The organism is Variovorax paradoxus, assembly GCF_000834655.1.
Taxonomy (GTDB): Bacteria; Pseudomonadota; Gammaproteobacteria; order Burkholderiales; family Burkholderiaceae_C; genus Variovorax; species Variovorax paradoxus_F.
In genome coordinates, this window is record NZ_JXQQ01000012.1 from 20586 (window position 1) to 34524 (window position 13939).

15 protein-coding genes are annotated in these 13939 nt (G+C 66.9%); 3 read left to right on the plus strand and 12 right to left on the minus strand.

Annotated elements, in window-relative coordinates; all coding sequences use genetic code 11:
- Positions 1-59: 59 nt before the first annotated feature.
- The gene (locus RT97_RS06505; RefSeq protein WP_301280750.1) at positions 60-1502 is read right to left on the minus strand and encodes a serine hydrolase domain-containing protein; all 1443 of its coding nucleotides are present in this window, start codon (positions 1500-1502) and stop codon (positions 60-62) included.
- 428 nt (positions 1503-1930) lie between these two features.
- On the opposite strand from RT97_RS06505, the gene RT97_RS06510 reads away from it, so the two are divergent.
- On the plus strand, positions 1931-2578 hold the full coding sequence (locus tag RT97_RS06510) for a hypothetical protein (protein ID WP_042577979.1): 648 nt from the start codon (positions 1931-1933) through the stop codon (positions 2576-2578).
- 5 nt (positions 2579-2583) lie between these two features.
- On the opposite strand, the gene map is transcribed toward RT97_RS06510, so the two are convergent.
- The 3 genes from map to RT97_RS06525 form a co-directional block, all read right to left on the minus strand.
- Positions 2584-3378, minus strand: coding sequence for a type I methionyl aminopeptidase (map, locus tag RT97_RS06515; RefSeq protein WP_080898209.1), 795 nt, complete (start codon positions 3376-3378; stop codon positions 2584-2586).
- Positions 3375-3632 carry a ParD-like family protein gene (locus RT97_RS06520; RefSeq protein WP_042577980.1) on the minus strand — a complete coding sequence of 86 codons (258 nt, stop codon included), beginning with the start codon at positions 3630-3632 and terminating at the stop codon, positions 3375-3377. Before RT97_RS06520 ends, map begins: the two co-directional genes overlap by 4 nt.
- Before the next feature lie 105 nt (positions 3633-3737).
- Complete coding sequence (locus RT97_RS06525) at positions 3738-4133, minus strand: RidA family protein (RefSeq protein WP_042577981.1); 396 nt, start codon at positions 4131-4133, stop codon at positions 3738-3740.
- Positions 4134-4240: 107 nt separating this feature from the next.
- On the opposite strand from RT97_RS06525, the gene RT97_RS06530 reads away from it, so the two are divergent.
- Positions 4241-5152: a LysR family transcriptional regulator gene (locus RT97_RS06530; RefSeq protein WP_042577982.1), complete on the plus strand. Its 912-nt coding sequence runs from the start codon at positions 4241-4243 to the stop codon at positions 5150-5152.
- A gap of 16 nt (positions 5153-5168) precedes the next feature.
- Here RT97_RS06530 and RT97_RS06535 read toward each other — a convergent pair whose 3' ends face one another.
- From RT97_RS06535 to RT97_RS06550, 4 genes are all read right to left on the minus strand, one after another.
- Entirely contained in the window at positions 5169-5744 is a 576-nt protein-coding gene (locus RT97_RS06535) for a M23 family metallopeptidase (protein WP_052810590.1), read from the minus strand.
- A gap of 2 nt (positions 5745-5746) precedes the next feature.
- Complete coding sequence (locus RT97_RS06540) at positions 5747-6754, minus strand: L,D-transpeptidase family protein (protein ID WP_172672168.1); 1008 nt, start codon at positions 6752-6754, stop codon at positions 5747-5749.
- A 214-nt stretch (positions 6755-6968) separates the two neighbouring features.
- A complete protein-coding gene (locus tag RT97_RS06545; protein ID WP_042577984.1) occupies positions 6969-7970 on the minus strand; it encodes a phosphotransferase enzyme family protein in 1002 nt (333 codons plus the stop codon).
- 173 nt (positions 7971-8143) lie between these two features.
- On the minus strand, positions 8144-8887 hold the full coding sequence (locus RT97_RS06550) for an SDR family oxidoreductase (protein WP_042577985.1): 744 nt from the start codon (positions 8885-8887) through the stop codon (positions 8144-8146).
- Between the two features lie 102 nt (positions 8888-8989).
- Between RT97_RS06550 and RT97_RS06555 the strand changes: the two genes are divergently transcribed.
- A complete protein-coding gene (locus tag RT97_RS06555; RefSeq protein ID WP_042577986.1) occupies positions 8990-9910 on the plus strand; it encodes an AraC family transcriptional regulator in 921 nt (306 codons plus the stop codon).
- Positions 9911-9926: 16 nt separating this feature from the next.
- On the opposite strand, the gene RT97_RS06560 is transcribed toward RT97_RS06555, so the two are convergent.
- From RT97_RS06560 to RT97_RS06575, 4 genes are all read right to left on the minus strand, one after another.
- The gene (locus RT97_RS06560; RefSeq protein ID WP_155403756.1) at positions 9927-11213 is read right to left on the minus strand and encodes a hypothetical protein; all 1287 of its coding nucleotides are present in this window, start codon (positions 11211-11213) and stop codon (positions 9927-9929) included.
- Between the two features lie 256 nt (positions 11214-11469).
- Positions 11470-12081, minus strand: a complete 612-nt coding sequence (locus RT97_RS06565; RefSeq protein ID WP_042577988.1) for a DUF4329 domain-containing protein — start codon at positions 12079-12081, stop codon at positions 11470-11472.
- A gap of 93 nt (positions 12082-12174) precedes the next feature.
- Positions 12175-13377, minus strand: coding sequence for a PrsW family intramembrane metalloprotease (locus tag RT97_RS06570; RefSeq protein ID WP_042577989.1), 1203 nt, complete (start codon positions 13375-13377; stop codon positions 12175-12177).
- Entirely contained in the window at positions 13374-13934 is a 561-nt protein-coding gene (locus RT97_RS06575) for a hypothetical protein (RefSeq protein ID WP_042577990.1), read from the minus strand. Before RT97_RS06575 ends, RT97_RS06570 begins: the two co-directional genes overlap by 4 nt.
- Positions 13935-13939 lie beyond the last annotated feature (5 nt).

Genomic DNA, 13939 nt, shown 5'->3' on the forward strand with positions numbered 1-13939 from the left:
GGGCGAGGTCGCTGAGCCAGAGGACACCTTTCGCTGCGGCGGCCCGCTCCGTGTCGGTGTCAACGCACGCTGGGAACGGCCACTGTCAGCAGAGAGAGCGCGCCGTTCAGGGTGGGCGTCGAGTACCGTTCGCCCTTCGAGTGGCCCAGCCGCACGACGACGAGATCGTGCGACGGGATCACCACCACGTACTGCCCGCCTGCGCCGAGCATGTAGTAGGCGGCCGTGGGGGCCGCAAGGGTGCCCGTGCCATTGATCCAGAAGAAGCCGCCGTAGATCGGGCGCTTGTCGGCCGCCCAGGCCGGTGCGACGCTGCTCACGAACTTGACGAAGCCTTCGGGAAGGACGCGCTCGCCGTTCCACACGCCGTCCTGCAGGTAGAGATTGCCCAGGCGCGCCCAGTCGCGTGCCGACATGAAGTCGTAGCCTTGCGTGAGAAAGTTGCCGTAGGGGTCGGTCTCGATCGTCATCGAGCGGATGCCGATCTTGTCGAAGATCTCGCGCTGCGGAAACGAGTAATAGTCTTCTCCCCGCTTCTCGACCGCAAGGCGCACCAGGTAGTTGGCCAGTACCGGGTCGGTGTTGCGATAGCGGCCGACCGCGCCGGCGGGCCACTGCTGCGGCCGGGTCGCCGCGTAGTTGAACGCGTCGATGCGGCCGGTGTAGTAGTAGACGTGGTCGGGGTAGGTGCCGTTGGGGTTGAAGTCCGGATCGTCCGGCGCCTTGATGCGCAGTCCGCTGGACATGCGCAGGATGTCGGAGATGCGGATCTGCTTGCGCCCGTCGCCCGCACCCTGCCATTCGGGAATCGGCGCCGGCTGGTCGAGCGTGTAGGCGCCTTGCCGTATCAGAACCCCCATCATCGTGGCGACGACGCTCTTGCCCATCGACCACGACTCGAGCGGCGTGGTCGGACCGATGCCGTTCATGTAGTGCTCGGCAATGATGCGTCCCTTGTGCGTGACCACGAAGGCCGACGTGTACGCATCCGGCACGACGAAAGCGGTCTCGATGGCCTGGGCCACCTTGGCTGCATCGACCTCGGCTGGCAGTGGTCCGCCCGGCAGCACGTCGCCCATCGGCCAGGGCAGCGTCGAGGGGTCGGGGAGCGCGCTCTTGACCGGCACCGGCTTGAAGAAGACATCGTCCCTGCCCGGTGGCAGCGTGACGCAACCCTGTGAGCCGAAGTACCGCGCCACCAGCGTCGGGCCGTTGGGAATGGAGATGCGAACCTCTTTCTTCGCGCGGTCGACGACGGGCTTGCCGACGTTCTTGCGCTGGTCGTAGGGGCCGACGAAGTAGCCGAGCGTCTCGGCGGCCACCTCGGGATCGATGCCGGTGATGAAGACGGCGGAGCACATCGACTTGGCATAACCAGAGGTGTGGTGCTCCAGCGGATTGCCGGGCGGCGGCACGTAGGGCGTATCGATCTCGAGTGCGCGCGCACGGGCGATGAGGGCTTCGCGCGCCGGCAGTTGCTCTGCCGTGGGAGGCGGCGTCACGGGAATGATGCCGATGCCTCCGCCACCCCCACCTCCGCCGCCCCCACCTCCGCAAGAGGCCAGGGCCACCGCCAGCCCAAGGGCCGCGGCGGTTGAAAAGAAGGAATGGCGCAGCGAGCACTTCATGGGCGGAGTTCCTTGGTCGTCGCGGGGGAGGGCTGCGATGTGCAGACCTCGGCACCGGCGGCATTGTGGGTGAAGACCGCCCAGTGCGTATGCAAATGCAACGGATTTTTTTTGAGCAAAGGGAGGCGATGTAGCTCCAAGGTTTTCATTGGAGAGCCTGCGCCGTGTGCTTCGGCCGTCGTCACGACCTCTTTGCGTGCCACTCGTTGTCTGCGCGCGCCCATTCGCTTGCGGAAAGGCTCTGCCGAATTCGCTCTACGCCTTGGTCGGCCAGAATCGTGGCTTCAAGAGAGCCACATCCCATGTTCTTTTCTCGCAAGCCCAAGCTTCTTCCTTCGAGGCTCATCCAGCTCCACGAATACCTCGACCTGCTGCAGGGCGGCACCGAGGAGCACGCTGCAAGCGATGCAGTCAAGCGCAGTGCGGTGGCGTTGGCGCACAGCCTTCGCGAGCCGCTGCGGCTCAAGGACTGGGCGACGCCCGAGCTCGCGCAGGTCTTTGCCCGTCGCGCCAAGGCGAACGATGCGCTGCTGGTGCATGTGCCGCTGGACATTCGCGATTGCTTCTTCATCGCCGTCTTCAGGAACGGCGCGTCGGCCGCCCAGGAGCACATGGTTTTCGACATCGGCGCGGAGTACCAGACGCCGATGCTGGACTGTCCTGATTTCGGTGTGGCGGAGCCGGCGACCGAAGCCAACATCCGGCACTGGGTCCCATTGCTGAAGGACGAGGCATCCGCCTTCGCCGTCATCGAACTGCGCGGTGGAACGTACATGCAGGTGTACGCCGATGCCAAGGGCTTTCATCTGGAGCACCAGCTGGTGACCACGGGGGCGCACTATCACAGCGCCGAACCCCTGAGCGCCGATGCGGCCGTGGATACGCTGGTGTCCTATGCGTGCGGAAAATACGAGTGGGCCTACAAGCGTTGGGAGTGGCTCGCGTTGTAGGCGCTTCAGACCGGCGGGTAGGCGCCCGTGCCCCCCGGCCATGCCGTGAGCACTTCGTATCCCTCGGGCGTGACGGCCACCATGTGTTCCCACTGGGCGGAGAGCGATCGGTCCTTGGTCACGACGGTCCAGCCGTCGGGCATTTGCCGGGTGTCGCGCTTGCCCGCGTTGAGCATCGGCTCGATGGTGAAGACCATCCCCGGCTCCAGCGTGAGGCCTTGCCCGCGCTGTCCGTAGTGCAGCACTTGCGGCTCGTCGTGGTAGATCTGGCCGATGCCGTGCCCGCAGTATTCGCGCACCACGCTGAAGTGCTCGCGCTGGGCGACCGACTGGATGGCATGGCCGACATCGCCCAGCCTCGCGCCGGGCCTGACCTCGCGGATACCGGCGAGCATGGCTTCGTAGGTCGCTTCCACCAGCCGCCGCGCCAGCACGCTCGGGGCGCCCACGAAGAACATGCGGCTGGTGTCGCCGAACCAGCCGTCCTTGATGACGGCAACATCGATGTTGATGATGTCGCCCTTCTTCAGGATCTTGTCGGCCGAGGGGATGCCGTGGCAGACCACCTGGTTGACCGAGGTGAGGATGGTCTTCGGGTACCCCTCGTACCCCACGTTGGCCGGAATGGCGCCCTGCACGTTCACGATGTACTCGTGGCAGATCCGGTCGAGCGCTTCGGTGCTCACCCCCGGCACGACGTGGGGCTCGATCATGGCGAGAACCTCGGCGGCGAGCTGGCCGGCCCGCCGCGACATCGCGAGTTCTTCCGCGGACTTGATGGGAACGTCGCCGCGGGTCACTGATGTTTTCCGTTCGAGAACGAGCGGGGTTTGCCGGCGGGAGCGGTGGCCGCCGCGGTGATGTCCAGGCCCCCCGAGAGTTCGGCCTGGATCAGCAGTTGGCAGACTTCGCGGTAGTCCAGCTCCGGGTGCATCTCGGTCAGCATGCCAACCCGCATCCAGTGCTCTGCCTGCGAATTGATGGACCTGCTGAGGGCGTTGCCCGCCACGCGAAGGTTCTCGTGCATCAGGTCCGAAATCTTGACGATGCCCATGGGCTACCTCTATATGAAACGTATATGCATTGTATACGTTGCGTATGGCCTGCCGCGGGCCGGGTAGATAGGGACCGACGAGGCCCCGCAGAGCGCTCCCCCCAATCAATCGGTATGTGCCACCGCCTTGATTTCGATCAGTTGGTGCGGAAACGCCAATGCAGTCACGCCGACCAGCGTCACCGCCGGCCGATGCGTTCCCATGTACGCCTTGAACACCGGCACCAGCGACTCCGTGTGCGCTTGCGGGTCGGTCACGTAGACCACGAGCTCGGCGAGATTCGTCTTCGTCACATGGAACCCCGCGAGCACGCGGTCGAGGTTGTCCAGCGTCTGCCGGGTCTGCGCGGCGATGTCGCCCTCGCCGACGAATGCGCCCTGCATGTCGTGAGAGAACTGGCCCGAGATGTAGATGGTGCCGTTCACGCTGTACCCTTGGCCGACGCCGAAGGCTTCTTCCCATGGCACGCCGTGGCTGTAGAGGGCGGGCTGCTGTTTCATAGGCGTTTCTTTCTGTTCTGGAGAGTGATGAACGACTGTAGGCACGCCATTGGCGAAGCGGCTTCTACACAGACGCGAAGAACTTTCCACATCGACCACCACGAACCATGCTGCGTGCGAACCTGAACGAGATCCTGGTCTTCCTGGCCGTCGTCGACGAAGGCAGCTTCATCGCCGGCGGCCAGGCCATGGGGCTCACCCGCTCGGCCGCGGGCAAGGCCGTGAGCCGGCTGGAAGACCGGCTCGGCGTGCGCCTCTTGAACCGCACGACGCGCACGTTGAGCCTCACCGATGAAGGCCGGGTGTTCCACGAGCGCGGCCTGCAGATCCTCTCGGCGGTCGACGAGGCCGAGGCGAGCGTGGCGGGCCGCAGCGGCACGCCGCGCGGCGTGCTGCGCCTCACCGTGCCCGATGCCTTCGGCCGGCTCGTGGTGCTGCCGCTGCTGCAGAAATACCTCGCGGCCTGGCCTGAGCTGCAGGCCGAGGTGAGCTTCACCGATCGCGTGGCGGACATCGTCGAGGACGGCTTCGATCTCGCCGTGCGCATCGGCGCGCAGGAGGCCAGCGCCGACACGGGGCTCGTTTCCCGCGTGGTGGCCAAATACAAGGCTGCGCTGTGCGCATCGCCCGCCTACATCGCCGCGCGTGGAGAGCCGCAGGACATCGATGCGCTCGCCGCGCACGACTGCCTGTTCTTCAGCAGCCGCAATCAAAGACAAAGCTGGCGCTTTCGCGACGACGACGGCGCGTGGATCAAGGCCCAGGGCCGCAGCCGCCTGCGGCTGGACAGCGGCGAGGCCCTGCGCGATGCCGCCGTCGCGGGGCTGGGCATCGCGCTCCTTCCGGACTTCCTGGTGGCCGATGACCTGGCTGCGGGCCGCCTGCGGCAGGTGCTGCCCGGCCTCGACGCGGGGGACGTGAAGATCCTCGCGCTCTACCCGACGCGGCGCCTGCTGGAGCCGCGTGTCAGGCGCTTCATCGACCTGATGGTTGACGAACTGGGCACCTCGACCCGATGAGCAGGTCGCGCGTGGGCTAACGCAGCGGCCGCAATGCCGGATAGGGATTGATTGCCGTGCCCTTCCACCAGCGCTTGTCCGCATCGAGCAGGAACACCGCGAAGTGCAGGTGCGGCACGTTGGGCGGCGCGTTGCCGGTGGTGCCGACGTAGCCCACGACGTCGCCCCTTCGCAGCGTCATGCCCTCTTGCAGGTTGTCCGCGTAGCGGTCGAGGTGGGCGTAGTAGTACGCCAGCCGACCCGTCGGGTCGAACTGATAGACGGTGAGCCCGCCGGGCACGCTGGTGAAGAGCTTGACCAGCTTGCCGTCGTCCACCGCATGCACGGGCGTGCCGCGCGGCGCGGGAATGTCGAGCGCTTCATGTGAGCCGCCGGTGCGCCGGTCGGTGAAGGTGTCTTGCAGTGCAGCCCCCTTCACCCCGTCGATCGGCATGGCGATGGCTCGCTCTGCGAGCACGGCCATGCCATCGGCAGGCGCAGGAACCGCCGCGACCTGCGCCGACGCGCCACCCAGCGCCGCGAGACAGAAAAAGAGCCCCGATGCGCACGCCGCAAGCGCGCGGGTGCCGAAAGTCGCCACGCCTGCGCCCATGCCTACGCTTGAACCTCGACGGCGAACCCGGCCTTGGCCAGTTGCGAAAGCCGCGCCGCGTTCCAGTTGGTCAGGTGGATGCAGCCGTTCGTCTCGTCATGCCCCACGCGCTCCGGCGCCGGCGTGCCGTGGATGCCCCAGTGCGGCTTCGAGAGGCCCATCCAGATGTTGCCCACCGGGTTGTTGGGCCCCGCCGCGACATCGACCTTCTGCGCATCGGCGGGCACGCCCTTCTTCAGGAGCGCGGGGTTGTATGTGAAGGTGGGATTCTTCACCTCGTTGGTGATCTTCATCTTGCCCAAGGGCAACGGATCGAGCGGCCCGCCGATGCTGATCGGGAAACCCGCGAGCGGCTTTGCGTTGGCATCGAGCACGAAGAGCATGTGGTCCGCCTTGTCGATGCGGATCGACTTGGCCGAGGCGACCACGCGCGCGTCGGCGGTGGTCGTGGCGCTGACCACGATGATCGAATCGCCGGCCTTGAAGGCCGAGCCCTTGTTCAGGTCCGAAAGGAGGCGCGGCGCCATGTGATGCCGCTCGGACAACGCTTCCTTCAGGTTCTCGTAGTCGAGCGACTTGAGCTTCGCGCGCTCGGCCATGTCGCGAGGCGTCGGCGTGAAGGGGCCGGCCACGTCCTTCTCGGTGATCGTGTAGGTCTCGAACAAGGGGGCTGCGTCCTTGGTGAGCACATCCCAGGTCGCGGCATCGACCTTGCCGGTGGTCTTCAGGCCATTGGCCTCCTGGTAGGCCGACACCACGCGCCGCATGTTGGCGCCGAAGCCGCCGTCGATCTCGCCGGGGGAGAACCACACGCGGTCCAGCAGGATCTGCGCGCGCACGACAGCCGGACCTCTTGAGCCTTGCGCGAGCACGGGCGTGCTGCTCGCGGCATTCAGCTTGTCCAGGTCGGAGGAATCATCCTGCTCGCGCGGCTTCTTCTTCGCGGACGATCCGGCTGCCCACGCGGACCATGGCGCCGCGGTTGCGCATGCGGCGATGGATGCCGTCATGAAGGCGCGGCGGGATGCGCCGGTCGGATGGCTTGGCAGGCTTGTCGGCATGTTGCGTTCCCTGGTAAAGCCAGCACGCTACGGGTTCGGGCAGGGGTGCGCTGTAGTCTGCGGCAGTCATTGCGTGTGCGACGCGCGCCCGGCCTTTGCGCGACTACGCGACTGCGCGACTGCGCGACTGCGCGATTGCGCGATTGCGCGATTGCGCACAGGCTCAGGCCGGCAGCTCCAGCGTCTCCCACTTCTGCAGCATCGTCACCTGCCGGCGCAGGTAGTCGGTGGGCATGGCCTGCGAACCCCATACGGGAACCCGCCCTGCGTATTCCCCCAGCAGCCAGAACTGCCGCACCGCCATGAAGCGTTCGATGGCGAAGAGATCGGCATCGGCCACGGGCCGCGTCTGGCGATAGGCGTTGATGAAGTGGCGCCACTGTCCCTTGGCCTTGTCGCTGAACACGCCATCGTCCGTGCGGGGATGCAGGCTCCACGGATACACCGCCAGTTCGTACGCGAGGTAGCCGGGACCGGACTCGTCGAAGTCGAAGAACACCGCCTCGCGCTGGCCCTGCGCATTGCCGACGACGAAGTTGTTGCCGCCATGGGCATCGCCATGGCACAGCACGCTGCTGAGTTCGCCCATGGACAGGATGTCGTCGTGAAGGCGTCGGGCGAGGGACTCGAAGTGCGGGCGCAGCTCGGCGGTCATGGTGGTGGCGTGCAGCAACTCCTGCAGCGGGCGCAACAGCAGGTAGTCCAGGTCCAGGCGGTAGGCGCTGGCGGGGCCATCGTAGGTGCGGCCCGCGATGTGCAGGGCCGCCAGGCCGCGCGCGAAGGCGCCGATGTCTTCGTTCGAATCGCCGGTGAACTCGCCGTCCAGGAACTCGAACAGCATCAGCGCCCTCGGCCCCTCGGGCAGCGCGACTTGTATGGCGACCTCGCCGCTCGCAGCGGGCAGGCAGCGGGACACGGCGCATCCCTGCCGGGCCCAATGCGCGAGTGCGGCCGCTTCGAAGAATACATTGGGCGCGCCCCGCGGCCGCTCGGCGCACAGCCTGGCCACCACGCGCCGCCCATCCGCAAAGCGCAGCCGGTAGACCTGGTTGAAGCTGCGCCGAAGGAACTCGCTGTCGACGACCTTGCCCATGTCGTAGTGGCGTTCCACGAGCATCGCGATGCCGGCAGCTGTCGGTGTGGATTGCGCGACTTCGATGTGCATCCGTCTTCCCTGAGAAAGAGCGCGATTATGCGCAGCCGTCCCCCGGGGCTTCAGCGTGCGCGCGGGGCGCGGCGTGGTTCAGGGCGTTCTGGGCGTGCTGGGCGTGCTGGGCGAGGCGCGGCGCGCCCTGGCGCTTGCGCCCCGCCGGCAGATCCCGGGCGCGCTCGATGCGCTCAACGCCCCCTGGCGAGCGCGAGTGCATCGGCACCCGCCGGATACCGCAGCGTCGAGGCGCTGTCGTTCGCGGCGCGCCACACGGCCTCGGCCACGTCCGAGGCGGTGGTCACGGCCGCCGGGCTGCCCAGCGTCGCGAAGATGGACTGTGCCAGCGGCGCATACGCCTCGGGAATCAGGCCCTGCATGCGCTCAGCCCCGTTCTCCGTGAAGCGCGTGCCCGGCCCGTAGCCCGGCTCCACGAGCTTCACGCGAACGCCGAAGGGTTCGAGCTCGAATGCGAGCGACTCGGTGAAACCTTCGATCGCCGTCTTGCTCGCGGTGTACGCCGCCACGAGCGGCATGGGCGCGAGCGTGACCGTCGATGTCACGTTGATCACCAGCCCCGATTTGCGAAGCCGGAACTGCGGCAGCACCGCCTGGGTCATGGCCATCGTGCCGAAGGTGTTCGTCTCGAAGATCTCGCGCACGGTGGCCATCGGCGTTGCCTCGAACGCGCCGAAGAGGCCCAGGCCCGCGTTGTTCACGAGCACGTCGATGGGCCCGGCGGCTTCGAGCGCTGCGGCGATGCTCTCGGGCTGGGTCACGTCGAGCGGCAGCACCCTCAGGCGCTCGGAGCGGGGCAGCAGGTCGGTACGCGGCGTGCGCATGGTCGCGAGGACGTGCCAGCCTTGGGAATGAAAGTGGCGCGCAGTTTCCAGGCCGTAGCCAGACGAGCAGCCGGTGATCAGGACGGTCTTCATTCGGATTTCCTTTGGTGATTGGGTTGAAGGTGCGTCACGATATCGGCGACAGGCAGGACTTTCTATAATCATCAGTCTGTCATTTGTTTGCAGGAGTCCGGCATGACCGATCCACTCGCAGAGGTCGTCTCGCTGCTCCGGCCGCGCGCGGTGTACTCGAAGGTCATCAGCGGCGCCGGCGCGTGGGCCGTGCGCTACTCGGCGTTCGGCGAGCCGAGCTTCTGCACCATGCTCGAGGGCGAATGCGTCCTTGCGGTGGATGGGCAGGAGCCCCTGACGCTCTCGGCCGGCGACTTCGTGCTCATGCCCTTCACGCCCGGGTTCACGATGTCGGGCGCCACACCGGACGTGCCGGCGGCGCCGGTCTTCGTGGACCCCACGCTCGCGCCTGCACCGGTCGACGACATCCGACACGGCCGCCGCGACGGCCCGCCTGACGTGCGCATGCTCGGCGGTTACTTCGCCTTCGATTCGCCGGATGCCTCGCTGCTGGCGTCGCTGCTCCCGACGCTGCTGCATGTGCGCGACGTGGGGCGGCTTTCGGTGCTGGTGCAGCTCGTGAGGGAAGAATCGCTCGATGCGAAATCAGGGCGCGAGTTGGTGCTCGAAAGGCTCGTCGAACTGCTTCTGATCGAAGCGCTGCGCTCGACACCCGGCGAAGGCGCACCCCCGGGGCTGCTGCGCGGATTGGCGGATGCGCGCCTGTCGATCGCACTACGCCACCTGCACGGCGACCCTGCGCAACCGTGGACGGTGGCCGAGCTCGCGAAGAAGGCTGCACTCTCGCGGTCGGCGTTTTTCGAGCGCTTCTCGCGCGCCGTGGGGCTGCCGCCGATGGAGTACCTGCTGGCCTGGCGCATGGCGGTCGCGAAAGACCTGCTCGCGCGCAACGACTTCGGCATAGCGGAAGTCGCCGAACGCGTGGGTTATGGTTCGGCCAGCACGTTCAGCACGGCGTTCAGCCGGCATGTGGGGCAATCGCCGGGGCGGTACGCGCGGGGGGCATTAGCCGGCGTCGCGTAGCCGCCCATCGCCATCGTCAATAGCGACGCAGCGCCTTGGGGATGGTCGCAACGATCAGCTTCTTGTCGCCCAGGATCATCAAGGTCGTGCCGTCCTTGCTCACCTGCATCCTGGGCCTGTAGCAGGAGTACTTGGGGTAGGTAGACGCCTGGCAGGCGGGGAAGTCGGCCAGCGTGAAACTCCCGACCGGAGGCAGGTTGATATTCGTGCCTGCCGGCGCGGTCGTGTCGAAGGCCCGGACGACCGGCAGCGCCGAGGATCCAGGCTCGACGACGTAGTTCAGCGTGTAGGCGCGGCGCCCATCCGGCGAGAGGCGGGCTGTTCGCAGGTCATTCACCTGAGGCAGGTTACCCACGGTGCCGAATGCGCGGTCATAGACCGCGGAGCCGCTGAACAGGAAGCGGTTGCCGTCGTCGCTCAGGCTCGTCATCCAGTAGAAGAACTCGAGCCCGATGGGATTCGTCCGCAGCACGCCGTCGCCCCCGTCCATGTAGAGCATCGGCGGCATCGGGCTGAGGCCCGCGGTCTGGGTCACCATCAACCTGGACCCATCGCCCGACACCGCGAAGTACGGCCCTCCGTAGCACATGGAGCAGGCGACGGTTCCGAAGGTCTGTGTGCGCGGCTCGAAGAATCCCAGGTTGTGCCAGTTGTAGCCGGCGCCCGATGGCATCCACAGCCGGCCGTCGCCGGTGAATGCGATGGCCACTTCGGTGTTGCTGCCCTGGTCGCCAATGCCAAAGGGCGCGAGATGGGTGCTCTTCACGCTGAAGGTTGCCAGGTCGATCAGGTGCACGTGGTTGCTGCCATCCGTTGCAGCCAGCACGCTGGCATCGGGCGCAAGCGCGATGTCCTGCAGGCCGGGCAGGGAGAGCGAGGTGCTTGTCCAGCCCATGCCGTTGCTGCGGAACCGCACGATGGCACTCAGCCCGACCGATTCGTAGGTGGTCGGATACGAGGCGTAGATGTCGCCATGAACCGAGTCGTAGACCATGGTGCGAGGCATTCCGAAGGCGCTGGTGTCGAGCGTCCTGTACACCGAGACGCCCTCGCTGGCGGCCCGCCCGGCGAGCGCGGAAGCGACATCCACGCCTTGCGCCTGCAACGCCGCAATTCCTCCCGAAGAATCCGCCGGCCCGGCGCTCAGCCCTTGAACACCAGTCGGATCTTCCGCCGCGTCCTTGTTCGCCGCCTGCGGCGACGACAGCGATTGCCCGACCGGCAAACCACTGGTGCCTCCGCCGCCGCTGCCGCCACCCCCACCGCCGCAAGACACGAGCGCTGCAGCCAGAAGCAATGCCAAGGCAGTCCTGCAAGTAAGTGCTTTCATCCCTCACACCCCACGTTGTTGAATCTTTTCGTTTTGATGACTGCGCGCGCCGAGGCGATTTCACCTGCTCGCAGGCGCGGGGTATTCTGCCCGAGGCCGATGAAAAAAAAGCACTCGCGCACCGCCCCTGGTGTTTGTGCCAGTGGGGTGACGCCGAGCGGAAAACGGTTGGTGGGGATTCGACGCTGGCCGCTTCGACGGGGCCCGGGAATTGGACCCAAGGCCTTTCTTACCGCAGCGGAGCCATCGTCGGCCCCTTGCGGTCAGGCACGCGCGGCTTGGGCTTCACCACGGCTTTTTCCGGCGCGGACGGGGAGAGGAACTCGTACTTCAGGTTGAGCTTGCGCTTGATCTTCTTCCAGTCCGGCACCGGCCCCGTGTCGGCGTTGCGCAGGCACTCGCCGGCGATGTAGGTCTTCTGCGTCGAGCGCTCGAACTTCAAGAAGAGGCCCGAGACGCTGCCGATGTAGGCATCGACTTCCGAGCCGTTCGCCACGCCGATGTCCTCGTCCGAAAACACATCGGGCTGCATCGTCATGCCGGCGCCCATGACGTTGGGATGCGTGTGGAAGTAGGCGACGGCCACCGCTTCGGCCCCGACCGGCATGCAGCCCTTGTTGCGCAGCCGCAGCCCCGGGCTCACGCTGTTGCGCTCGCCCACGAAGTACGGCGCGACGTGGAACTTGTTGTTGAACTTGCAGATGACGCCGCCGAATTCGTTGCGGTTGCCGATCGACTGCACCAGCAACGCCTGCAGCGCGGCGCGGGCTGCCTCTTCGGGCGTGTCGAAGGGCTGGTCGGGCTCGGGAAAGGGCGGTGGGGCGAAGGTGGGACTGGCCATCCCTCGAGTCTGCCGAGGGCGACGCCGATGTGCCATCTGCCGGATTGGATATGGCGGGTGGCGAGCCGCGGGCAACGGGCCGCGGCATCGCGCCTAAGGTTGCCGGATGAGCGGCTCCAGCTCCGCGCGCAGCCGCCTGATCGCCACCTCGTGCCGAAGTGTCTGCGCGCCGCGCCCGTACGTCATCGCCTTGCGCACCAGCCGCAGTTGCTCGCGCTGCAGTTGCGTCTTCAGCCATCGGGCCCGGAGGCCGAAGGTCCAGCCCATCTGGCGGCGGACCTTGTAGCGCTGCAGCGGTGCGCCCAGGCGCATCCACTCGTCGTCGCGGATCAGCTCGCGCTCGGGCACGAAGTAGGCCGCCAGCGCATGGAGGTAGGCGCCGTTCTCGCGCGCCGCGACGCGCCAGAAGAGGCCGGCCGCGATCATCGCGGGGATGCCCTTGACGAGCAGCATCACGGCCATCTCGCCGTAGCCGCCGTCGAAGAGGTCTTCCAGCCAGGGCGAGTTCCAGATGAAATGCATGGCCCACGCGAGCGCGAAGCACAGGAACGCCACGGCGATGCGCATCGCCTTCGATCGCTCCGGGTGCAGCAGGAACCATGCAACGCCGAAGGACGCGATCGTCGTGTAGGCCGCGTGGCTCCAGAGGCCGCTCAGCAGCCCGCGCGTGAAGAGATTCAGGAACACCGGATACACCTGGTTCTCGAGCGGAAAGTGCATCGACGCGTTGACGGTGTACGAGAGGTTCTCGATCACCTGGAAGCCCAGCCCCGCCATCGCGCCCACGATCAGCACCGAGAGATACGTCTGGAACTGGTTGCGCGCAACCAGCACCAGAAGGATGACGCCGGCGAGCTTCAGGAACTCCTCGGTGATCGGCCCTGCGATGGCCGGCCCCCAGGCCGCCACGAAGTCCGGCGACACCAGCTTGGCGCACAGGCCCTGGATGGCGATGTTCGCCGGCGCGGCAAAGTACACCGCGCCGAAGCCGCCCCATGCGAAGGCCAGCACGAAGGCCTCGGGCGGGTGCTGCTCGAGCAGGTCGAGCGTGCGAAAGACCAGAACAAAGATCAGCGTGTACACGCCCCACACCAGGAGCCCCAGCAACGCGGTGACGGGGACCACGCGGAACCCCATCGAGAACATGTTGACCGTGTAGAAGAGCCCGTTGACGATCAACGCCGCCAGCAGCCAGAACGCCGCGCGTTGCGGCTGGAAGAACGAGTCGGTGCCCACCGGCCACTCGCCGCGGTCCTGCTCGGGGCCGATGAGAACCTGGGTGTCGTCGGCGCTCATGGCGAGGCCTCCAGGTCCATGGACTCGAGCATGCTGCGGGCGTCGGCCATCGCTTCGTTCAGGCCGTCGCTGGCGCCGTAGAAATCGATCTGCACGAGCAACTTGCGCTGCAGGTCAACCACCTGCCAGAAGCGGCCGGCGAGCTTCGATCCGTAGTAGGCGAAGGTCTTGCCCTGCAGGCCCCATGGCGTGACGAAATCGGAGATGTCGCCCTCGATCTCCAGATGCTGGCCGCGCTCCATGAGCCGTTGCTGGCGCACCAGCGGCCCGTCGGGTCCGCCCACCCAGGGACCGGTGGTGACAAGGAACTTGTGGCCGCCCTTGAAGAGCATCAGCGACCGGCCGGCCTTGGAGCGGGCCACGTCCATCTCCCATCCGTTGGCGGGCTCGAAACGGGCATGGCCGACGGACACGGTCTCCCCCGCGGGCAAGGGCCGCGCACCGGGCGTGCGGTTGTTCCAGAAGGTGAGGCCGCCCACGTAGGCGGCGATGGCCAGGAGCACCGCCAGTGCGCCTGGCCAGGTGCGGTACGGGATGCGACGGGACGGCTCGGGCATGCGTC

Coding starts and splice junctions, on each gene's coding strand:
- RT97_RS06510 (WP_042577979.1), top strand. CDS start 1,931: ATGTTCTTTTCTCGCAAGCCCAAGCTTCTTCCTTCGAGGCTCATCCAG.
- RT97_RS06520 (WP_042577980.1), bottom strand. CDS start 3,632: ATGGGCATCGTCAAGATTTCGGACCTGATGCACGAGAACCTTCGCGTG.
- RT97_RS06525 (WP_042577981.1), bottom strand. CDS start 4,133: ATGAAACAGCAGCCCGCCCTCTACAGCCACGGCGTGCCATGGGAAGAA.
- RT97_RS06530 (WP_042577982.1), top strand. CDS start 4,241: ATGCTGCGTGCGAACCTGAACGAGATCCTGGTCTTCCTGGCCGTCGTC.
- RT97_RS06535 (WP_052810590.1), bottom strand. CDS start 5,744: ATGGGCGCAGGCGTGGCGACTTTCGGCACCCGCGCGCTTGCGGCGTGC.
- RT97_RS06540 (WP_172672168.1), bottom strand. CDS start 6,754: ATGACGGCATCCATCGCCGCATGCGCAACCGCGGCGCCATGGTCCGCG.
- RT97_RS06545 (WP_042577984.1), bottom strand. CDS start 7,970: ATGCACATCGAAGTCGCGCAATCCACACCGACAGCTGCCGGCATCGCG.
- RT97_RS06550 (WP_042577985.1), bottom strand. CDS start 8,887: ATGAAGACCGTCCTGATCACCGGCTGCTCGTCTGGCTACGGCCTGGAA.
- RT97_RS06555 (WP_042577986.1), top strand. CDS start 8,990: ATGACCGATCCACTCGCAGAGGTCGTCTCGCTGCTCCGGCCGCGCGCG.
- RT97_RS06565 (WP_042577988.1), bottom strand. CDS start 12,081: ATGGCCAGTCCCACCTTCGCCCCACCGCCCTTTCCCGAGCCCGACCAG.
- RT97_RS06570 (WP_042577989.1), bottom strand. CDS start 13,377: ATGAGCGCCGACGACACCCAGGTTCTCATCGGCCCCGAGCAGGACCGC.
- RT97_RS06575 (WP_042577990.1), bottom strand. CDS start 13,934: ATGCCCGAGCCGTCCCGTCGCATCCCGTACCGCACCTGGCCAGGCGCA.